Here is a 21,956-nt window from a genome sequence, read left to right on the forward strand (position 1 = left end):
ACCATGCGCCCGAGTGAATCGTAGGTAAAATCATAGCGATGTCCCATGGCATCGGATTGCTCAATCAGCTCACCATAATGGTTATATTTATATCGCCAGGTACCTTTATCAGGGTCAGTAGTGTTGATTTTACGCCCCCAACTGTCATAGGTGTTAGCAATGACTTGACGGTTAAAGCTATTACTTGTTCGAGTAAGATTTCCCATGACATCGTAAGTAAAAAAGACTTCATTACCCAGATTATCTTTGGTCGAACGTAATTGCCCAAAGGGATCGCGCTGCTCAGTGTGGACTTGACCTAAAGCATTAGTGGTGATGATTGCACCATTACTTCGCGATACCGTTTCTACTTGACCCTCTGGACGCGTCACGCTAGTGGGTCTGCCTAGCACATCATAGGCGGTAGTGGTCGTTGCAGTAAAATCATTCGGTTGCGATACACTTGCTAAACGACCTTGATTATCATAGGTTTTCTTGACCACAATATCCTGATACTCATCGTTAACTTCGCGTTTGCGCGTCACGCTTGCCACCTCACGCCCCCATGCGTCATAATACACGGTCACCGGGGCTTGACCAGGCTGGGTACGTTGCTCATAAAAATGCGCAGCGTAGCTGCTGGTATACCCCATACTGGTGCGCTGTATCACCCCATTGGGCAATGTCGTAGCAACTTGGCGCCCAAATCCATCTATGTGCACACGGGTGCTGACGCCATTTTCTGTCGTGGTGGTGACCTGATATATTATCCCTAGGTGCTCACCGTGTGAGGCATCATAGTCTAGGGTCGTCCTCTCGCCTAGACTGTTAATGCTCGCACTGATGACACGTCCATCGTCGCTGTATTCGGTGTGCGCGCAGCGAGCACCATGTGACTGACTGGATGCATCGAGCACTTGCGTTTGGCTAATATCGTCTGTCGTACACTGGGCGGTTTGTTGTCCATATGCATCATAGGCATAGAGCGTTTTTAAATGATGACCAACGTAGCGCGGGTCTTGCGCGTGATAATTCCCCGTAACGCTATCGCCATAGACGGTACTACTTTGCAGTAAGCCATTGGCTTGATAGGTAAACACACTTTGGCGCTTATTCGTGCCTGCCACATTGCTTGAATGGGTGACTTGTGTTTTGGTCAACCGCCCCAAACGCTGCATGTTTTCATCAGAGCCATAGGTGTTGGTGGTTTCAGTGCGTATATAGGGGGTATACCATGAGGAGCGTCGGTCATATTGCTCGGTTTTAGAGTAAGTCAGATTGCCATAGTCATCGTACTCATAGGTGGTATGGATTGCCCCAACCTCATGCACCGCTTGCGCATCATCATCCACGTGAATAATGCTATCGGTGGAGCTCGCAATATAGGGAAATAGACTGCCCGTTGCCGTCGTTTTCACGGCCAAGGTATTGGTGGATGTCGATAACACTTTATCGTTGAGTGTTTGCGTCGTCGCTAAGGGCATGCCAATCAATGCATACCGCTGGCCACTTGCGTCTTGGTGATATGACGTGGTGGTGACAACGCCCGTTTGCCTATCTTGGGTTTGTAACTCACCAAAGCCCAATACACCGCGTCCTGCAATATGCAATAACGCATCGCGGTAGTGATAGCGCACGCTCAACCGCTCTTTGGTGTAGCTGTCGATATCCACATTACTATCAGTATGCACTTGGTAGACTAAGTTTGGACCCCGTCCGGGCGCAATCACCTGCTCAGGCAAGCTATGTCGAGGCTGGGTCAGGGTATAGACCGCCGGGTCAGATTGCGCGCGATAGTCAATCTCGGTGCTGACCCCAAAGCCATTGGTGATGGTGTGAATGGTATCGACTGCCGGATGCTGTTGCCCCCAGTATACCGACCAGGTGCCGCGCTGGTAGGTCAATACATCGATGTGATTATCGCGGTTGAGCAAGCCTAAATGGATCCGAGCGTTCGCTGACACATGCCTTGTACCTGTGCGTGAAAAGCTCACTCGGTCACTGACACCGTCGATGGGTGAGGACATGTAGATATCCAGTTGCGTTTCTCGCGAAGCGTGCAAGATATCGGTGCGCCCATCGCCGTTGATATCAACAAAGTGCGTGCGGTGGCTCAGCGCATTACTGGCACTTAGCCCCGTCGACTGGCCTTGACGAAAATAGGTGCCAGTTGAGATGCGATAAAACCATGTCCCATTGAGGGTATACATAATATCCGATAGGCCATCGCCATTGATATCCACCGGACGCATCTGTTCGGTACTGGCTGTGCCAAGGGTGCCGGTGGCCCTCAGGCGAGGTGTGGCCATATCCCCTGAGGAGACAAACATCTCTTGGGTGGTGTAGCGCTGAGACACCCAGCGCCCACCCCGACGCATGCACTCAAACTTCCCACCATTATCCAAACCAGCATCCAAACCAGCATCCAAACCAGGCTCAGCGGCCGCAAAGGCATCAAACTCAGTGCGCATAGCGGATATTGCAGGCTCAGCCAATGGCCGGGGCATGCTGCGCGGATTAAAGATGGGCCCTGAAAACACACAATAATATTCCCGTTTTTGTAGCTCAAACACAAAATCCGTGCGCCCATCGCCGTTCACATCAAAGGCGGCGGTGGTGTCTTTTGCCTCATCAAACAGACGCAAGTTCACCACATCGTCGGCAGCAAATGCATGCAAGGTGATGCGCTGCCAGCGCCCTTGTCCGGCAGGATTGATAAGCGCTCTGACATGGCCACTTTGTTGATAGACCAAATCGCTGCGCCCATCGCCATTGACATCGGCGCTGATAACCCCGCGCTGATAGTCAGTGAATGGAATGTGCATTTGGGTGTTTACTTGTACCGGACGGCTGTGCGTGTCAAGGTACACGTACATCACTGTGCTGCCATGAAACACCAGCAAGTCCATGACCCCATCCACATTGCCATCAAACGCCATGGCATAGGAGCGCTCTTTACTGCCCGCCCCAACATGACTTAAGTGAATATCGCCAAAATGAGTGATTCTGGCTCGCCACGCACCGTCTTTTTCATACACCACATCATCCACCCCATCGCCATTGATATCAAAGAGGCGATGCTCAGCATAGCGGTGATGACTGAGCCAGCGCTCTGCTGACGCAAAGGGTTGATAATAGGGAGTATCAGGTACGCCGTGCCAAGCAAACTGAGTCGCCGGTTTGCAGCGCAAACTCAGCTGTTGACCGGAACGAGGGGCGCATTCGACGATGCTCGTTAATGTGGTTTTGGCCTGCAAATGCGCAGCCACATCGTAATTAAGGGTATACTTGCGATACGTATGGCCATCTTGCAACACCGTGATATCCGTTAAGCGCTGGTCATTGCGCACAGGCATACCAAAATAATAGCCGGAAAAGCCAGTGCCGGTGTGCTCGTACTCAAACCGCACATCGATATACGGCGCATCACCTTGGATGTGGCCACCGTATTGAATATGGGATAACAGGGCTGCACCGCTCATGGCAGAGCTATGATAGTGAAACTCAATATAATTACCTGCCACATCCTCAATGGCTTTTAACATCCACGCCTTGGCCACATGAGATTGCTCAGGGTGTAAGACCAACGCATCCTCACCTCGATAGGGATAAGGTGCATGACTGACATCGCCATAATAATGCGTTTCACCGGACTTGGTTTGCACACTAAAATAACGCGGGTGACCGTCATGGTTATCATCAAAGGACGTTATCACGGCAAAATTATCAATATCGGTATGATACGTTGTGCCATCGTGACCTTTTTGCCCCGAGCTCACAACTAAGCGCTGACCATCAAGACAAAAGTGGTCGCGTGTATCAAAATAAATTGGTGTGATGGTGCTATCCATGATGGGCGTGGATGGGCAACGCGTGATGGCTGAGCTGGCCGATAACTGCCAACCGACGCCCAGCAAGCCCTCGCGCGTGTTATGTGAATGATATTGCAAAGCGATCTGAGGTGCTACGTCGCCGCGGGCTTTGGGTACGGTGATGGGCACCGTATACGTCGCTGCGCCACTTTCGGCTACGCGAAACTCGCCCGCTAGGGTGCCGACATACTCTGTGCTGGCATGAGCATGGTACAAGGTACTGCAAACCAACAAAACACATAACACACTTCGAATGAGATACACCATCATCTATCCCTTACTGCCAGTCGATATCAAGGGATTGTGTGCAATACCCCGCATCAAAACGCACCCGATAGCGCGATACACCTTCGCTGTAAGTGACGGTGCCGACAGCAAAACGCGCATTATCCGGTGTGATGGCCACCAATGTCATGGAAACGGCAATATCAGATGCAGAAGACGTTTCAAGCGCAACATGCGCTTCATGAGATAGCGTCAATTGCACTAACTGCTGCCCCACATAAGGGCAATCTGGGGTGCTTGCGCCTTCTAAGGTGGCTATGTGAAACAATGCATCTGGTGTATTGGTATGAAGAGAAGGTAAATCATTGGCGCTCTGCGCCATAGCTGGTGACACCGCAGATGGCAGAAGTATGAGTAACAACGCTCCGATAGAAATAATAATGGGCATTACAACAGGCGTGATAACGCAAGCAAAACAACGTTTCATAGGCAATCAAGACGGCTAAACATGATGTATCATCACGCTAAAAAAAAGATAACCCCTTGTCAATATTTACATTTTATTTACTTTTTAATTGCACTTATTTTACAAGTGAAAAATGATAGGAATATAGCGCCGTAATACGCATTGAAGCGCAAATTCAAAATGGATAAAAAACAAAAAAGCAAAATGTAAGTTAGTGAATAGATTGATTAAAAATTGTACAAATTGTAGCTTTTGGTAATTTCTTGAAAGAGGAAATGCACTAATGATGGCTGAACGAAATTAGGTTACTTTTGATAGACGAGGTTTACCGGACGTGTATGGTTTATCTTCGCTATCGTTCTTTACAAAATTCTCATGATCACACCGTTTTTCCCGATAGGTTTGGTATACAACAAAAATTTATCCATTATAATTTATGACTGACAAATACAGTCAGTTAACTAGGTCACAGTTTTTAATTTATATGCGTCAAATTGAAATATTTGAAATTCCCAGCCCATGTATTGGGGTATGTACTTCTGGACCTAAGGGGTTTTGTGAAGGCTGTTTTCGTTCTCGTGAAGAACGTTTGCACTGGCTGTCTATCGATGACAATACCCGTAAGCAAATCAATGATGCATGTATGCGCCGGAAAACAGCCTACTTAAAACGTCAGCAGGCCAAAATCAAAGTCGTTGAAGAAGATACACAACAAGACCTATTTTAATTTTAGGTTGTTCCTTATGTATCCTAGTGCATCTGATGTAACCCTTTGAGATGAGATAAGTCCCTATTTTCGGCATAATATTATTGGCCTGCTATACTGTTGACTAAAACATTTAGCAAACTATAGAAGTACTGTTTACTTATGCCATTTAGTCAATATGCGGCCTATGCCCAAGACACTTATACTCTCCCAGAAATCAGTCTTCGTTTACGTGAGTTGCTCGACTCGCCAACTACGGATGTGCAAGATATTGCCCGTTTGATTAGTATAGATCCAGCACTAACGAGTAAAGTACTTCGCTTAGCGAATAGTGCATTATTTCGTTTTCCTGCACAGATAGACAATATTGCTAGGGCGATTAATGTGGTAGGTGGTGAGGCTATTTATAACTTAGTGATTGCGGAAACCGCACAGAAAGCTGTTTTTACGTACCATAATGATTTGATTAATACCAAACAGCATTGGTACAAGTCAGTCGTCACAGGAGTACTCGCAAAGCGTCTAGCAAAAGAGCACGTTAGAGGGACAGAACGTTTTTTTGTGTTGGGAATTTTGTATCATCTCAGTGAAATGATCATAGCACAGCACTCTCCCGATGCTTACCAGTCATATCTGAATGATGCCGAGTGTGTTGAACCCTGGCAAAAACAGAGTATTTATTTTGGTTTTGACTTTGCTTTGTGTAGCGGGGGAGTACTTCAGCATTGGCAACTGCCTCTACAACTTTATGCACCGCTCATGGATGCTCATGACAGCTCCCAAGATCATAAGCCGCTAGAAGAGCGCTTACTGTGTCAGGCACAAGCTATAGAGTGGATCTTTAATAGTTGTACAGACCCTGAACAATGTTTTCACAAAGCTAGTTCTTTGACTGAATTATCGTTAGAATATAAGGAATTAGCTGCTTTCTATGCATTAGCAGAACAAGAAGCCCTAACGATACAATCCCTATTTTAACTGTCTTACAAAAAGGACCTTTTATGCGTTTTCTTCCTGTGGTAACCCTTGCGTTATTAGGAGCCACCATTACACCTGTATTTGCCACTTCAGAAGCTGCACCTAAACCTTATTCAATGGATGGTGAGTTCGGTTTTATTTTGACCACAGGTAACACTGATACAACATCTATCACTGCTGGCTTAAAAGGCACTCAGGAGCTTACTGAATGGAGTAATGAGTATACGTTGGAAGGGTTATACAAGCAGGATGAAGTCGCAGGCTCGAAAGAAACTACTGCACAAAAACTCTTTTTATCCGGGCAGGGTAATTATAAGTTAACGAATCCAGATCAACGTCTGTTTGCGTTCTCTTCGTATGAGGATGACCGCTTTTCTAGTTTCCAGTATCAAGCGACTGTGGCCTTGGGGTATAACCAACAAGTACTGCAAGATGAAAAACAAACGTTTAATTATTCCGTCGGTCCTGGTTATAGCTTTGCCAAAGATCAAGCGGGTGCTGACTTAAATAGTGTTATCGTCCGTGCGGCTTTGGATTATAGTTATGTGTTGTCAGATAATGCGCGGATCACACAAACGCTTTCGACAGAATATGGTGAAGATAACACTAAATCACGTTCTAAAACCTCAGTGATTGCTAAGTTAAACAACGGTATTTCAATGAAAGTTTCGTTAAAGTTGGATCATAACTCCAGCGTAGAAGGTGACGCCGATAATCTCGATACTGAAACATCTGTCACATTGGTCTATAGTTTTTTCTAAGCTTGAACTTCCCCTAGGCACAAAAAAAGGAGAATGAAAATTCTCCTTTTTTTGTGCGTTCGCGCTTTGAGAAAGCGTGAGTGCTTAGTGCAAGATCCGAGTTTTAATCGTTCCGGCGATACCTTTCAATTGGGTAAAGGCATCTTCTGCACGGTCAGTTTCTACTTCTAGTACTACGTAACCGATATTTTCGTTGGTTTGTAAGTACTGCGCAGCAATATTAATATTCTGCTCTGCAAATGCTTGGTTAATTTGTGTTAGTACACCCGGTGCATTTTTATGAATGTGCAATAAACGGGAATGCTTAGCATGTCCAGGAAGGGAAACTTCTGGAAAGTTAACCGCAGATAAAGTAGAACCATTATCTGAGTACTTAGCCATTTTTCCAGCAACTTCAATACCGATATTCTCTTGTGCTTCTTGGGTACTGCCGCCAACGTGAGGGGTTAATATGACATTATCAAAGCGACGTAATGGAGATTCGAACTCCTCTTGGTTTGATTTTGGTTCAACCGGGAATACGTCAACTGCAGCGCCGTTGAGTTTCCCTGATTCCAAGGCGGCTTCTAGTGCAGGAATATCAATCACTGTGCCACGCGCGGCATTAATTAAAATAGCACCGTCTTTCATTTGAGCGATTTCTTCTGCACCCATCATATTTTGGGTATCGGCAGTTTCAGGCACATGCAAACTAACAACATCAGATGTGTTCAATAATTGCTTAAGTGTCTTGATTTGGATGGCATTACCCAGCACAAGTTTATCTTCAATATCGAAAAACTGTACACGCATACCCAAATGTTCAGCCAAGATACTTAACTGTGTACCGATGTGACCATAACCAATAATACCTAGTGTTTTACCACGGGCTTCATAAGAACCAACCGCAGATTTCTCCCATTCGCCACGATGTGCTTTAGCATTTTTAGCAGGGACACCACGGAGTAATAAGATCAGCATACCCAGAACTAACTCGGCAACCGAACGCGTATTAGAGAATGGTGCATTAAATACTGGAATACCACGAAGCTGTGTTGCTGTTAGGTCGACCTGATTGGTACCAATACAGAAACAACCTACTGCAATGAGTTTTGGCGCATTAGCGACAACGTTTTCAGTAATCTGAGTACGAGAGCGAAGGCCAATGAAATGAACATCTTTTACTTTTTCAATCAGTTCGTCTTCTGGCAAGGACGTTTTTAAATATTCAATATTGAAGTAACCGTTATTTTCTAGTGTTTCAACGGCGCTTTGATGAACACCTTCAAGTAATAAAATTTTGATTTTATCTTTTGGGAGAGAAACCTTGCTCATGTGGATATGTTACCTATTTGTAAAATTAAGGACATCTAGACGTCTAAATGAGTAATTTAGCAAAAATCCGTTTTTGTGAATAGTCTTTTTTAGTCTTAGTTAAAACAAACATTACGGTTTTGGGTAACGTTTGTCATGTGTATAAATGTTGGCCTATGAAATGGTAGTTACACCATTATTATCTCCAACTAAAACAATGTCAGCACCACGTTCGGCAAATAGTCCGTTAGTGACGACACCAACTATGTTGTTAATTTGCTGTTCCAGTTCACGAGGATTCAATATGGTCAAGTTGTGTACATCGATAATCACATTACCATTATCGGTAACGACACCTTCGCGATAAACCGGATCGCCACCTAGTTTGACCAACTCTCTGGCCACATAGGAACGAGCCATTGGAATCACTTCCACAGGTAAAGGGAAGTTACCAAGTACACCAACTTGTTTCGTATCATCAATAATACACACAAATTTCTGGGCCACGGCCGCGACAATTTTTTCTCGAGTAAGTGCAGCACCGCCACCTTTTATCATGTGTTTGTGTTCGGTGATTTCGTCTGCACCATCGATATAAATATCAAAGCTGCCGACAGAATTTAGGTCAAATACTTCTATACCAAGTGCTTTTAAACGTTCGGTTGATGCGTCTGAGCTAGATACCGCACCTTCGATCAGGTGTTTTTTTTCTGCTAGCGCCTCGATAAAGTAATTGACTGTAGAACCGGTCCCGACACCGACAATTGCATCTGCTTCTACATATTTCAAGGCAGCTCTGGCTGCAGCGCGTTTTTTGTCATCTTGTGTCATGGTGTGTTCACTCATAGTTGATTCATTATTATGCTAATTGTAGCGTAAATTTACTTGCGAGAAATAACCTTTCTATCAGTCACAATATAATCCATTGGTATATCCCATTCAGCAGGGGTGAGCTGTGTTACTTCTTGTGCATCGTGGGCCACTCCAACCAGTAGGGGACGATCTTTATTTTGGTAAATATTGGCCAAAGTCCGATCGTAAAATCCCCCGCCCATGCCCATGCGATTAGCCTGTTGATCAAAGCCAACCACAGGAACTAACATCACGTCTATGTGGGCCATTGTCACTTGCTTATTCTTTTCTAGAAGGGGCTCTGCAATACCAAATTTATTGACTTGCATGTGGCTGTCGGCAAAGTACTCGTGAAAGACCAAGTGCCCAGAGTGTTTGGGATCTAAAATCGGTAAGACAATCGCTTTGTTTTGTTGCCATGCTAGAAGGTGAATGAGGTGCGTTGAGATCTCACCATCAAAGCATAAGTATGAGCTAATGGTTTGCGCCGAAGACCATTGCGGCAAAGCACTAATACGTTCTTGTAGTGCGATTGCCGCGTTAGTTTGTGCATCCTCACTCAGAGCGCGTCGAACTTGTCTGAGGTGCTGGCGCAGTCCTTTAGTTGGCATATGTATCGATAAAGAGTTGGGTTAAAGCAGCGTGATCTACCTGGGTAGCCACGTTAATTTGTGGCGCATCTAGCCACAGTGGACTCATGGTTGAACCTTCTGGGGCAAGCGAAGTTTGTCCTCGGTCTAGGGTATCTACGCCAACTCTAGCGTGACCTCTGGTAAATTTAAATAGCTCAGGTTGGATCAAATAAGCCAGTGGAAATGCATCGTGGAAATAGCAGACTCTCTGAGGTAAGCCTTGTGAATAAAAATCCATATAAAACTGTGACGAATCTCTAACAAAGCCTCCTAAAACTGGGTTTTTCTCAGCTAAAATGTCAACAAAGTCAGGGGCAAAAGGAATGTCATAAGTGACATCTAAACCAAACATGGTGAGTTCCCAATCAGCACCAAAAACAATCGCAGCTGCATGGGCATCATTCCAAATGTTTGCTTCTGCTAATGGCGTCACGTTACCTTTGACAAATGCAGCCCCGCCCATGATGTAGACTTGCTTGACGAGTTTGGGTAATTCCGGCTCCAAGCGCAGAGCAAGTGCTAAATTACCAAGCGGTCCAACGGCAACCAACGTTACTTCGCCCGGCTGTGCTTTGACGGTATCAACAATAAATTGGGCCGAAGAACGTGGATCGAGTTGGCGTTTTGGTGGGGCGACAGGAATATCCCCAAATCCGTTATCTCCATGGACAAAATGTGCATAGGTAGACTCTGGACCTACCCATGGTAAACCAACACCTTGGGTAACAGGCACATCCACTTCGGCCAAATCACACAAACGCAAAGCGTTTTGGGCAGACATTGTCACCGGGACATTACCATAGACCGTGGTTAGCCCAAGGACTTCTATAGCTGGAGATTGGAAGGCAAAAAATATTGCCATTGCATCGTCAATACCTGGGTCGGTATCTAAAATAATTTTATGTGGTTGTGACATAGCGAGTTATCCTTGTTCAGCTAAAAATGCGCTTACTTGTTCCGCCGTAGGGATGGATTGGGCCGCACCGGGCTGAGTAACCGCTAGTGCTGATGCGGCGCAAGCATAGCGCAAGGCACTTTCTGCTTGATTATGCGCTTGGTAATGCGCCAAAAAGAAACCGATAAAGGTGTCCCCTGCAGCAGTAGTATCTACCGCATCAACAACAAAAGCAGGGACTTCTACCGTGGCATCTGCGGTAAACCATTTAGCTCCCTTTTTACCTTGGGTAATGATGACAGCGCCATGTGCAAAATGCGTTCTGAAGAACGCTTCTATATCATCCATATGCGTTTTTTCTGATAATTCGGCCGCTTCGACCTCATTGACAATAATGACATCAATTTCGGTAAACTTTAATGATTTGATATCTTCAGTCATAGGAGCTGGGTTAAATGCCACTTTAAGCCCTTTTGCTTTGGCCTGTCGTAACACTTCAGCTGTACCAGAGGTTTCGTTTTGCAGTAACACCCAATCAGTCGCTTCGGAATCAGCTAAGGCTTTTTGAATATCCTGTTCCGCAATTTCGCGATTGGCTCCACCGAAGAGGAAGATCGCGTTTTCACCGCTCGGTGTTACTTGGATAATAGCATGCCCTGAAGGCGTGTCTGTACAGCGAATAAAACGACCATTGATCCCATTTTTGATCATGGCTTGTTTAAATTGCACATCGTGTTCGTTGATACAACCAACATGTAACACATCAGCGCCGGCATTTGCCAAAGCGATTGACTGGTTAGCACCTTTCCCCCCCAGTAAAATTTGATATGAGGTAGAGTCTAATGTTTCACCGGGTTGGACAAAGTGTGGGACTTGGTAAACGTGGTCGATATTTATCGAACCAAAATTGATAACTGCCATAAGGAACGGTGCCTTTTTTTGTTATTGATTTTATATGTTTGAATTATAAAAGAAATGCGCGGCAGTGTCAGGTGAAGATGGAGAATATTTGCAGGAGATTTGTCACCCAAGATGCCGCGGATCATAATTCGCCCAGAACGCCGAAATGTTCAGGGCGGAAGTATCATCACTACCGTAGGCTTCTCAATACGGGTTGAGCTTGCACAAAAGCAGTGGAGTCAACTTCCTAGGTTTAAAGCATCGGCCAGGGACATGTATGAACACGCCAACACCTCAGGAGACAAAAATAGGATAACAAAACCGTTTCACAAGTCCACATAATTAATTTTATTTTTCCCAGAGAAAATACAGCATTTTGGCTGAAAATTTGCTAGTCTAAAACTATAAAGTACTGCAGAGAATCCCTTATGAGTCAACAATTTCAAACACTTACAGACCTTTTAGCAAAGCACGATATTTTGATTGATGGGGCTGAATTACATGGTCTGATATGTGGTATGTTGAGTGGTGGAATGCCCGTTGATAACCGCGAATGGTTTGCGGTGCTTGCTGACATTTCAAACAATGGCGTTGATTACCCCCAAGAAGTACTAAATGCGGTCGATGATTTGTTCAGCACGACGGTAAAAGAATACGCAGAAAACGATTTTGCTTTAAATATGCTGATTCCAGAGATGGATGCGCCAATCAATGAACAAGGTCAGGGACTGATTCATTGGGTCCAAGGTTTTATGACAGGTATCGGCCTTCGCCAAACATCTTTTGCAGACTGTTCTGAAGAAGTGCAAGAAGGTATCCAAGATTTTGCAGAAATCATGCGTATGGATGCACCGATGGATGATGATGAAGAAACGGAATCTCAGTTAACAGAAGTCATTGAATACGTTCGCATAACCGCAATGCTCTGTTTCAACGAATTCCAACCTGCCCAAGCTGCAACCAAGATTCATGTAGAAGAAACAACGGGTTCAGCAACTGTCGATAGCGATAAACCCACACTGCATTAATAGCACTTCTTTGAGGCCTTATGACATCATTTATTGCTCCTAGTTTATCTAATACAGTCTTCGCAGAAAGACGGGCTCGTTTAGCTGAGTTTATGAGCACGAATAGTGCTTGTTTAGTCCTTGGAGGACAGTTAAAAACACGCTCAAATGACACCGAATATGTCTTTAGGCAAGACAGTGATTTTATGTATCTGACCGGTTTTTTAGAGCCTGATGCAGCGTTACTTTTACTGAAAACTGACGCTGGTTTGGACAGTATTTTGTTTTGTCTCCCCAAAGATCCCCTAGCAGAAATTTGGCATGGAAGAAGGTTAGGTACGGCAGCCGCTCCACAGACTTTAGGCATAGATAGCGCTTGTTCCATTGAGAATTTACATGTCTTGTTAGCTGAGCATCTCTCAGGTTTATCTGAGGTTTATTACCTATTTACCCAAGATGCCGCCCAAACTATCGTACAAGACGCTATTACACAAGTGCGCAAAACACCGAAACAAAGTTTTTTGGCACCGCAAACTATCAAAGATATCAGTGAGAGTTTGCATCAACTGCGTTTGGTCAAAACTGCTGAAGAATTAGAGATTATGCGTTTGGTTGGAGAAATCTCTGCTCACGCACATAAAATGGCAATGCGAGCATGCCGACCAGGCCTGAATGAAGGGCAACTAGAAGCGGTGTTGCATTATCATTTTGCAGTGGCAGGCGCGCGTAATCAAGCTTATACATCGATAGTAGGTGGGGGGGATAACGCTTGTATCCTACATTACACCGAAAACAATCAGATCTTGCAGGATAATTCCTTGGTCTTGATTGATGCCGGTGGTGAGTTGGCTGGATATGCGGCAGATATTACTCGAACTTTTCCGGTTAATGGTCGTTTTTCAAAACCTCATGCGCAGTTATATCAAATTGTCCTCGATGCCCAACAAGCCGCACTAGCACAATGCCGTGCTGGTAATACCTTATCTGAAATTATGCAGGCCAGTTTGGTAGTTTTGGTAACAGGCCTCTGCGAGTTAGGTATTCTGACTGGCAGCGTCCAAGATAATATCGAGCAGAATACATATCGCGACTATTTTATGCATGGTATAGGGCATTATTTGGGATTGGATGTACACGATGTTGGTGCTTACAAGGATACTTATGGCGATCTTCCTCTGGCAGAAAATACCGTCATAACCATTGAACCTGGTTTGTATATCTCTCCTGGCAGTCCTTGCCCAGAAAGATATCATGGTATTGGGATCCGTATCGAAGATAATGTAGTAATTAAATCAGATTCATGTGAGATTTTAACCAGCGGTGTGCCCAAAACCATTGCTGAGATTGAGGCGCTCATGCAAGAGCCTTATCACCATCAGTTATAAATTCCTTAAGGTGAAATGATGCATAACCAGTCTGTTGATATTGTGATAAATGGTGGCTCTACGTTAGGCCTGTTAACCGCACTGGCAATTTTAGAACACACTGCGTTATCTGTGGCGGTGATAGAGCAGAATCAGATCACTCATGAGACAGCTGACCCGCGTTATGTTGCCTTGGCGCAAAACTCGGTTAGATACTTAGCAGAACTCGGTATTGATCCGCATTTATTAGGACCAGGCATTGAGCAAATCCATGTCTCCGATCAAGGACATATTGGGCAATGCCGTTTAACTGCCAAGGAAGTGTCTGTCGCTGAATTAGGTGTCGTTGTGAATTTATCAGCACTGACACAATGCATTACAGATAAATTATATGAGAAGTATGTCGATAGTGGGCGCTTACTTATTTATTCTGGTTATGTGTTGCAATCAGTGGAAAGTATCGCCTTAGCCCCTTTGCAATTGCTGGTAGCGCCGCACACAGAAGCTCATATTGGGCCTGAGGTGAATCCTCAAGCCACTCCGTTTGAAGATGAGACACCTAGCGTATTTACGCTCAGTTCCGAGCTTTTATTTTTTGCAGACGGAGAGCGCAGTCCACTGAAAACTGAGCTCGGTTTTACCAAGTCGATAGTCGATTTTGGGCAATACGGAGTGGTCGCAAATGTGGCCGTTGATCGTGTCGCTTATTCTCGTTACCACCATCCATTAACGGCCTTTGAACGCTTTACCAAACATGGTCCACTGGCGTTGTTACCGATCCATACACCAGCAGGTCAGCCTGCTTACCAGCAATGGTATTCCATGGTATGGTGTATTGCCGAAGACCAAAAAGATGGATTTGCAGCAATAGATTTAGCCGCCTTACAAGAGGTCTTTGGTGACCGTGCAGGACGTTTTTGTGCCAGTACCAAACCCTATGTGTTTCCCTTAAAGCTAACCCAACACCAAGGCGTCGTGCAGCGTTGTATCTGCCTAGGGAATGCAGCTCAAGCGTTACATCCTATTGCAGGGCAAGGATTTAACCTTGGTGTTAGAGATATCAAAGACGCAGTTTTTATTCTGCAAAGTCAGATTGGGGCAGAGCAGTCCGTCGCTCACATAGCGGCTCAATTTAGTGCACAATTCACCGAGTATCGTCGCCTTGATAGAGCACAAACAGTGACTGCAACATCCGCTTTGGTAAGTATCTTTTCAAATGATATACCTGGTGTTAATACACTGCGAAATTTTGGTTTGTTGACCTTGCACAAATATCCCTTTCTGAAATCATTGTTTACCCAACAAGCAATGGGCGAAAAATAATCGAGATTTCATACTTCTGATTGGGCATATCCGGTCGATATAATTAGGAAATGTACTGAAATTAAATGCCAGGCAGTGTTTTTGCGAACGCATTCTTCCTGCAAACCTTACGTTTCCAGCTATACTTAATTATAGCTATGCAGTGGCATTAAAATTAGCTTAGCCACTACGATTATTCAAGGACGATAAATCATGTATGAAGCCCATTATGGACTGAACGCGAAACCTTTCCAACTAACACCCGATCCAGAGTTTTTCTTTGCTAGTACGTTGCACAAACGGGCGATGTCGTACTTGGAATATGGTTTATCACAAGCTGAAGGTTTTATTGTTATTACAGGCGGGATAGGCACGGGGAAAACGACTATCGCAAATAGCTTATTAGCAAATTTGCAAGGTGATATCGTCGCGGCACAAATTGTCACCCCAAAACTGTCACCAGATGATGTGGTCAAAATGGTGGCTACCAAATTTGGTGTCGATGTCACAGACAAATCTAAAACTCAAGTGTTGGACGCACTAGAACAATACTTATATGCGCTAGCGAAAGACAATAAACGCGCGTTATTACTCGTCGATGAAGCGCAAAACTTACCTTTGGAAACCATTGAAGAATTGCGGATGCTGTCGAATTTTCAACAAGCGGGTAAACCTTTATTGCAGAGTTTTTTGTTAGGTCAAGAAGAACTACAACCGATCCTACGTGCACCCAACATGGAACAATTTCGGCAACGCATCGTTGCGTCTTGTCATTTGGCGCCTTTGAATGCAGAGGAGACCAATGAGTATATTAAGTATCGGATGATAAGTGCGGGGTGGAAAGAGCAACAGCAAGATAATAATTCTACGAATATAGCAAAACATGATTTATTTAGTGCCGACGCACTCCAAGAAATTTATTTATTTACGAAGGGGATCCCAAGAAAGATAAATACCTTTATGGATCGTGTGCTGTTATTTGGTTTTTTAGAAGATATGCATACATTCACCGCTGATGATATCCAAAAAGTCATTGCGGAAGTGTCTGCAGAGATGTTTACTCCCGAAGAAAATGAACAAGCTCTTTATAATCTGCAGCAGGGCGTCCAGGCCTTTAACGCACAACACGCTAACAGTCCAGCTTCGGTACCTGTCCAAGTATCCGATGTAGAGACACATCAAGGTCTGGTCATGAAAGCTGCTGTGCAAGAAGACGCGAATGTTCATCATACCCAAGTCCACAAGCATGCCACTATCCCAACGAAGACACTGCGTACAGAAGAGTTATTAGCAGCTGAAAATATAGATATCTCTGCATTAAAAGACTCTTTGTTAAGTGAGACGAAGCGCAGAGAGTTAGCAGAATATGATATTGAATATTACAAGACGATGTTGGATGAATTAGTCTTTGCCCTAGATGATGCGATTGCGAATAAGCTAAAACTTACCCAATATATTGATAAATTACTCAAACGCAAATACCAAACTTACGTCAAAGACAAAGAATCGTAGCCTCTAACTCAAGCAGACATAAATTAAGATACAAAAAATCGCTGTTTAACTAACTAAGCAGCGATTTTTTCGTGTTGATATTATTATTTTAACTGCGGTTGATAAGAAAGCCCGACCGAAACACGTTTATCTTTAAGTTTATCACCTTGGGTAGCAAATCCAGGGACAAAACCATCTCGATTGATATTTGCTAACTCAGCATTTGCAGACCAATCACGGCCAAACGTTCGCTCAAATCTGAGCGCCACCTTATCAGTGTTACCCGATAAATTGTTATCATCTTGATCAATTCTCTTTGTTTCAGAATCTGTCCAAGTCAAAGATAAGGATGAACGGGCTCCCACTTTATAAGTGATTGAAGCATTTTTACTAGCTGTCTCTGTAGTGATGAAGTTCGCTTGGTTTTCATCTTCGTTCAAACTTGCACTAAAACTCAAGGATAACTTACGTTTTTGATAGCCAACACTCACGACATTATTCTTACGTAAGATAATACTGTCTTCTAGAGAAATATTGGGTTGTAAAAAATTGACGAAGTTTTCTCCAGCACCTAAATTATAATCGAGTGTGTCAGGCAGAAAGCAATCTCCCACACTAGTAGCCCCAGTAGGGCAAACAAACGCTGCCAATGAACTCCCTTCGTTGAGTAAGCGAGAGGTCGAGGTGACCGTCTCACTGCGCGTTGCACTAGCTCGCCAATGTTTTGTGTTGTAACTCAGATTACCACTAGCTGAACGACCATAAAATCGTTTTGCAGCATTAAGGGTGAGTTGTGTACGAGAGGAAAATGCCCAATTTATACTGCCCGCAACAAAATTATCCTCTTCTTCTGCTTGGCCGTTTAAACCATCTGTGGTGCCTTTGTTGTAGGTCAGTGCGATAATTCTATTGGCACTTGGAGAATAATTCACACCCAATCCAATTGAACTAAAGTCTCTAAGCTGAGAGAAAGCTTGTGTCGTTCCTGTAACTTCATTTTTTTCAGTTTGGGCCGTTGTGGTTAAACCAAAGTCATTAAAGACTCTAAAATTAGTCGTCAGCTGTGCATACTGTGTTGATAAATCATTTGCAGAAAACTGTTCAGAATCTTGATGGTTGAGCACCAAAGACCACGTCATTGCTTTAGTATCGTCACCCTGTCTAAGCTGCACAGAAAAACCCGAGGTGGAAGATTCATTGTCATTCAGTTCGGTTGCTAAAGCAGATATATCAAACTGGCTATGAAAAGCCTGCAAGTTACCATTGATATAATCATTGTTTTGGATATTGCTATTGAGGCTTATCTGCTGGCTGGTGTTTTTACGCAGGGGGGTATCACGAAACAAGAAATCTTCGATAGCAAATTGATTTGGATTAAAACTCTGATGACTTTGTGAACGAGCCACGGTCAGATAAAGCAGACGATCGACAATGAAAAATTCACCATTTACTCGATAGCTAGTAAAGCTGTCTTCTTGGGTATCTTCATCTACATTTGATTCTTGTTGCGTATGCGCTGCTGTTGCACTAAGAGTGAACTTGCGGGCGCTATATTCAGCGGTAAATGATGGTGTTACTACAAGCGTGTTGATATCTCTTTGTGCATCTGATGCAAATGTATATTTTTGCTGTACTAAACTGGTATCAAGTGCAGGAGCAAAAGATAACTCACCGGCACTTAACATTGCACTTGTCCCTAATGCGTTAGCGACTAATATGACTAAAAGCGGTTTACGCATTTTGCCTACTCCATTAATTAGTTTTCTTCCGAACCGTAATAATAGCCGTAATACCCTGAGTCATCAGAACTCTGGTAGGTGGATTTGTTAACTACAAATCCAACAGCCATTTCTGGATCTAAACGGTCGACCGCTTTGCGTATATCCGTCAATTTAGCCCGGCCTTCTTCTACTACTACCACAGCCTGTCCGGCAAATCCTGCAAGAATCGCAGATTCATTGATACCCAACATAGGTGGAGTATCAATGATAACGACACGGTCAGAATAGCGAGAAGAAAACTCCTCAATGGTATCTTCCATTTTTTTACTGGCTAGTAATTCGGTGGAAAGGTGGTGAGAACGACCCGCTGGAATAATTTTTAATTTATCGATATTCGTCGGGTAGATCACTTCCGCTAAATTTTCTTTTTCACCAATAAGGTATTCCATCAAACCTGAATTGGTTTTCTCGCCTAGGGTACGCATGACATTTGGCTTCAACACATCCGCATCCACTAACAAAACAGTTTTGTCTTTTTCAGCGGCGATTGACATCGCTAAATTTACTGCGGTAAATGTTTTACCTTCAGAAGGGCGCGCACTAGTAACCATAATAATATTGGCACGATTGATCGTCGAAGATAAAAAGCCAAAAGCATTTTTCAATAACTTGCGCTTGATCTCTCGATATTCTTCATTGATGCGAGAACGCGTACTGGTAAGTGAGACAAAGCCTTTTCGTTCAAGACCTGCCACATCAATATTAATCATTTTATCGAGGTTAATCACCTCTTCTGGTGCATCAGGTGCACTGATTACTGCCGAGTTAGCACCGGCAATAACATTTTTTTGCTGTTTAGCAGATGCTTTTTCAATTGAATTGGCCTGCATGGCAGGTGCTTTTGCCTCTTTTGCATCGACATTGTCCATGCTAGCTTGCTCGGATTGTTTGGATTTCTCCAACTCTGCTGCTTTCTGCCTAGCTAGTGCTTTTTCTATTGTATTATTCATAAATGCCTCAAGCTAAGGGGTTAATATTTAAAATTTCTAGGCCGACTAATCCTATAAACATCAGTAGAATAGCCCCCGAAGATAAAGAAAATACGATAATTTTGAATCGATTCTTTTTGGTAATATTATCAATATCAATGTGTGTCACTGACCCAAGGATAGGATATGTGGTCATGGTGGTTAATTGATGTGCACGCACCAAGACTGGTGAAAACTGAGATACTAAAAATGCTAATCCAGTACCGGCACCAAAACCTAGAATAAGAACTGCAGTATAGAAAATCAGACGTTTTGGACCACTGGGTTTTTGTGGAACGAGAGGTGGCTCAATAATTCTAAATTGAAGGTCTTCAGACGAAACATCCGCGCGTCTAGATAATTCTGCAGATTCACGGCGATTAAGTAATTCTTCATACTTTTGCTGCATGATCCCGTAGTCACGGTTTAATGCAGTCGATTCAGCTTCAACTTGCGGGACTAAATCAATCTTACTACGCAAAGCGGTTATTTTTGCTTGAGTATCTTTTGCTCTGACCTCTAATGATGCCATCAAACTCTCTAAACGCGAGATTTCCAGGCGAATTTCTTGGGTGAGTAAGTTCATTGAAGATGAATCAGATGATGGTGAATTTACCATGGCATCGATTTCACGCTGTCTTGACGCTTTCAAATTTTCCAACAAGGTATTGGTTTCAATGACATCTGGGTGAATTTCTGTAAAGCGTAATAGCAATTCATCCAAGCGTGTCTCAAGATTTTCAATCCGTGAATCAAAACGAGTTTGGATAGTGATGTTATCAGTACTGCCATCACTACTAGGTTGCAATTGTCCTTTTAGTGAATTCACTTGCTGTTCTGTTTCACGGATCTGCAGTTGGTTGCTCTCAAGTTGCTGATTTAACGTTTTCAAGTTGTCATAAAAGCTACCTTGCTGCGGTAAAATATCCGCATATTGACGTTTAAAATCGGCTAAGCGTTGTTCAGACTCCAATAAGCGACTTTCATATTCAGCGATTTGCTCATCGAGGAAGCGATTTGCAGTATCGGTATCACGTCGGTTATTTCCCAAGGAGCCCTCGACAAATAAATCTAATGTTTCTTGTACAACCGTTTGCGCCATTTCTGCATTAGGATGCGCATATGCGATAGTATAAATATTATCTCTACCCGTTGATTTGAGCTCAATGTCATTACTGAGTTCATTAATCAAACGCGTGTAAGCAGCATCATCGGTTGCCGTTATGTCCAAATCAGCTTGGCGTGCAATCTCTTCTACATTGGAACGACTTAACAGCGTTTTTGCCATTGTTTCAATTTCTGTTTGCGGATTAGTTTGGAGTGCTAAACCCCGTAATAGAGGTTGTAACAAAGAGCGTGTGTCTACATACACCTTCGCTTCAGATTCATAAACGTTAGGCATGCTAGCGACGTAGAAAAATCCAATGGGACAAAAAATCCACGTACAAATAATCACGAAGCGTTTTTTGATCCAGATACCTCGAAGGTAATCTAGAGCTATATTGATGGTTTGTTGCAAATCCTGCATACCAAAAAGTCCATTTTATTGTATTGATGTTTATCATATGGTTAAACATCGAAAGAGTGGTATTGAAATACACGGGTAACATCGTGTTAGCCTGTGTGAATGATTATCTGTTCTGTCGGTCTAAAACCAAGCTTCTGGGATAATGACAATATCACCTGGTAACATATCAATATTTTTACTGATATCCCCATCCTTGATCAACTTTTCAATATTCAGTGCGTATGACTTTTGCTCACCGTTAATTGTTCTTACTAATACCGCATTATCACCATTGGCAAATTCCGTTAAACCACCTACCGAAATCATTAAATCAAGTAATGTTAGATGCTGTGTGTAATTAATGGCACTGGGGTTAGTTGCTTCCCCAATCACTCGTACTTGTTCTGATAAAGGACCAGAAAAATTATTCACACTCACTGTCACTCGAGGACTGTTGATGTAACGTGATAATTCAGCTTCTATTTCTCGGGCTAGGCTGGTGGGTGTTTTCCCCGCGACTACTATATCTTCAACCAATGAGGTAGTTACTTTGCCGTCAGGACGCACAATAAAGTTCCCGGAAATTTCCGGGTTACGCCAAACAAAGATAGATAAATTATCACCTGGACCGATGAGGTACTGATAATTATCAACGTTAGTGGTAAGTGACTCGCGTACCTGAGCGGTAGGGAGGGTTTGCGTTGCACAGCCTGTTAAAAATACTGATACAACAGCGGTTGCAGCAATCCATAAGCGCTTGAGTTCCATGTGTTAATCCTTTATTCACTTTTTATAAAACTTGTCGATAAACCTTGTATCGGACATAAAACGATTGTCTGTAGCAGTTATTTTGCAAGGGGTAATTTTGCTTTGTACTCATATTTATCTAGCCAGTTAAATCAACATCTCGCTAGCAATTAAAGTACATAAAGTGCTATGACATACATTAAACATAGCATAATATAAAAACTGCAGGA

At 43.6% G+C, this 21,956-nt stretch carries 18 protein-coding genes and 1 other RNA gene; 7 read left to right on the plus strand and 12 right to left on the minus strand.

Annotated elements, in window-relative coordinates; genetic code table 11:
* On the minus strand, nt 1-4,118 hold a 4,118-nt coding region (locus NLF92_RS05860; protein ID WP_254099774.1), incomplete at its 3' end, for a toxin TcdB middle/N-terminal domain-containing protein.
* 10 nt (nt 4,119-4,128) lie between these two features.
* Nucleotides 4,129-4,563, minus strand: a complete 435-nt coding sequence (locus NLF92_RS05865) for a hypothetical protein (protein WP_254099776.1) — start codon at nt 4,561-4,563, stop codon at nt 4,129-4,131.
* A gap of 463 nt (nt 4,564-5,026) precedes the next feature.
* On the opposite strand from NLF92_RS05865, the gene NLF92_RS05870 reads away from it, so the two are divergent.
* The 3 genes from NLF92_RS05870 to NLF92_RS05880 all read left to right on the plus strand — a co-directional run bounded on the left by NLF92_RS05870 (nt 5,027) and on the right by NLF92_RS05880 (nt 6,987).
* Nucleotides 5,027-5,269 carry a DUF1289 domain-containing protein gene (locus tag NLF92_RS05870; protein ID WP_254099778.1) on the plus strand — a complete coding sequence of 81 codons (243 nt, stop codon included), beginning with the start codon at nt 5,027-5,029 and terminating at the stop codon, nt 5,267-5,269.
* Nucleotides 5,270-5,410: 141 nt separating this feature from the next.
* Nucleotides 5,411-6,226, plus strand: coding sequence for an HDOD domain-containing protein (locus tag NLF92_RS05875; protein WP_254099780.1), 816 nt, complete (start codon nt 5,411-5,413; stop codon nt 6,224-6,226).
* 23 nt (nt 6,227-6,249) lie between these two features.
* On the plus strand, nt 6,250-6,987 hold the full coding sequence (locus NLF92_RS05880) for a DUF481 domain-containing protein (protein ID WP_254099782.1): 738 nt from the start codon (nt 6,250-6,252) through the stop codon (nt 6,985-6,987).
* An 84-nt stretch (nt 6,988-7,071) separates the two neighbouring features.
* On the opposite strand, the gene serA is transcribed toward NLF92_RS05880, so the two are convergent.
* The 6 genes from serA to ssrS form a co-directional block, all read right to left on the minus strand.
* On the minus strand, nt 7,072-8,301 hold the full coding sequence (gene serA / locus NLF92_RS05885; protein ID WP_254099784.1) for a phosphoglycerate dehydrogenase: 1,230 nt from the start codon (nt 8,299-8,301) through the stop codon (nt 7,072-7,074).
* Nucleotides 8,302-8,454: 153 nt separating this feature from the next.
* The gene (rpiA, locus tag NLF92_RS05890) at nt 8,455-9,111 is read right to left on the minus strand and encodes a ribose-5-phosphate isomerase RpiA (RefSeq protein ID WP_254099963.1); all 657 of its coding nucleotides are present in this window, start codon (nt 9,109-9,111) and stop codon (nt 8,455-8,457) included.
* Nucleotides 9,112-9,161: 50 nt separating this feature from the next.
* A complete protein-coding gene (locus tag NLF92_RS05895; protein ID WP_254099786.1) occupies nt 9,162-9,743 on the minus strand; it encodes a 5-formyltetrahydrofolate cyclo-ligase in 582 nt (193 codons plus the stop codon).
* Complete coding sequence (locus NLF92_RS05900) at nt 9,733-10,680, minus strand: nucleoside hydrolase (protein WP_254099787.1); 948 nt, start codon at nt 10,678-10,680, stop codon at nt 9,733-9,735. Before NLF92_RS05900 ends, NLF92_RS05895 begins: the two co-directional genes overlap by 11 nt.
* A 6-nt stretch (nt 10,681-10,686) precedes the next feature.
* The gene (locus tag NLF92_RS05905; RefSeq protein ID WP_254099790.1) at nt 10,687-11,580 is read right to left on the minus strand and encodes a ribokinase; all 894 of its coding nucleotides are present in this window, start codon (nt 11,578-11,580) and stop codon (nt 10,687-10,689) included.
* A gap of 99 nt (nt 11,581-11,679) precedes the next feature.
* Nucleotides 11,680-11,863, minus strand: a non-coding RNA gene (gene ssrS, locus NLF92_RS05910) — 6S RNA.
* A 124-nt stretch (nt 11,864-11,987) separates the two neighbouring features.
* Between ssrS and NLF92_RS05915 the strand changes: the two genes are divergently transcribed.
* The 4 genes from NLF92_RS05915 (at nt 11,988) to NLF92_RS05930 (ending at nt 16,744) form a co-directional block, all read left to right on the plus strand.
* Entirely contained in the window at nt 11,988-12,587 is a 600-nt protein-coding gene (locus NLF92_RS05915; RefSeq protein ID WP_254099792.1) for a UPF0149 family protein, read from the plus strand.
* Nucleotides 12,588-12,607: 20 nt separating this feature from the next.
* A complete protein-coding gene (gene pepP, locus NLF92_RS05920; protein WP_254099794.1) occupies nt 12,608-13,951 on the plus strand; it encodes a Xaa-Pro aminopeptidase in 1,344 nt (447 codons plus the stop codon).
* An 18-nt stretch (nt 13,952-13,969) separates the two neighbouring features.
* Nucleotides 13,970-15,253, plus strand: coding sequence for an FAD-dependent monooxygenase (locus NLF92_RS05925; protein WP_254099796.1), 1,284 nt, complete (start codon nt 13,970-13,972; stop codon nt 15,251-15,253).
* A 192-nt stretch (nt 15,254-15,445) separates the two neighbouring features.
* Complete coding sequence (locus NLF92_RS05930; protein ID WP_254099797.1) at nt 15,446-16,744, plus strand: XrtA/PEP-CTERM system-associated ATPase; 1,299 nt, start codon at nt 15,446-15,448, stop codon at nt 16,742-16,744.
* 83 nt (nt 16,745-16,827) lie between these two features.
* Here NLF92_RS05930 and NLF92_RS05935 read toward each other — a convergent pair whose 3' ends face one another.
* From NLF92_RS05935 to NLF92_RS05950, 4 genes are all read right to left on the minus strand, one after another.
* Nucleotides 16,828-18,462, minus strand: coding sequence for a hypothetical protein (locus NLF92_RS05935; RefSeq protein WP_254099799.1), 1,635 nt, complete (start codon nt 18,460-18,462; stop codon nt 16,828-16,830).
* A gap of 17 nt (nt 18,463-18,479) precedes the next feature.
* Nucleotides 18,480-19,454 carry an XrtA-associated tyrosine autokinase gene (locus NLF92_RS05940; protein ID WP_254099801.1) on the minus strand — a complete coding sequence of 325 codons (975 nt, stop codon included), beginning with the start codon at nt 19,452-19,454 and terminating at the stop codon, nt 18,480-18,482.
* Nucleotides 19,455-19,461: 7 nt separating this feature from the next.
* On the minus strand, nt 19,462-21,000 hold the full coding sequence (locus NLF92_RS05945; RefSeq protein ID WP_254099803.1) for an XrtA system polysaccharide chain length determinant: 1,539 nt from the start codon (nt 20,998-21,000) through the stop codon (nt 19,462-19,464).
* Nucleotides 21,001-21,120: 120 nt separating this feature from the next.
* Nucleotides 21,121-21,747 carry an XrtA/PEP-CTERM system exopolysaccharide export protein gene (locus NLF92_RS05950; protein WP_254099805.1) on the minus strand — a complete coding sequence of 209 codons (627 nt, stop codon included), beginning with the start codon at nt 21,745-21,747 and terminating at the stop codon, nt 21,121-21,123.
* Nucleotides 21,748-21,956 lie beyond the last annotated feature (209 nt).

It is taken from the genome of Opacimonas viscosa (assembly GCF_024199005.1).
Taxonomy (GTDB): Bacteria; Pseudomonadota; Gammaproteobacteria; order Enterobacterales; family Alteromonadaceae; genus Opacimonas; species Opacimonas viscosa.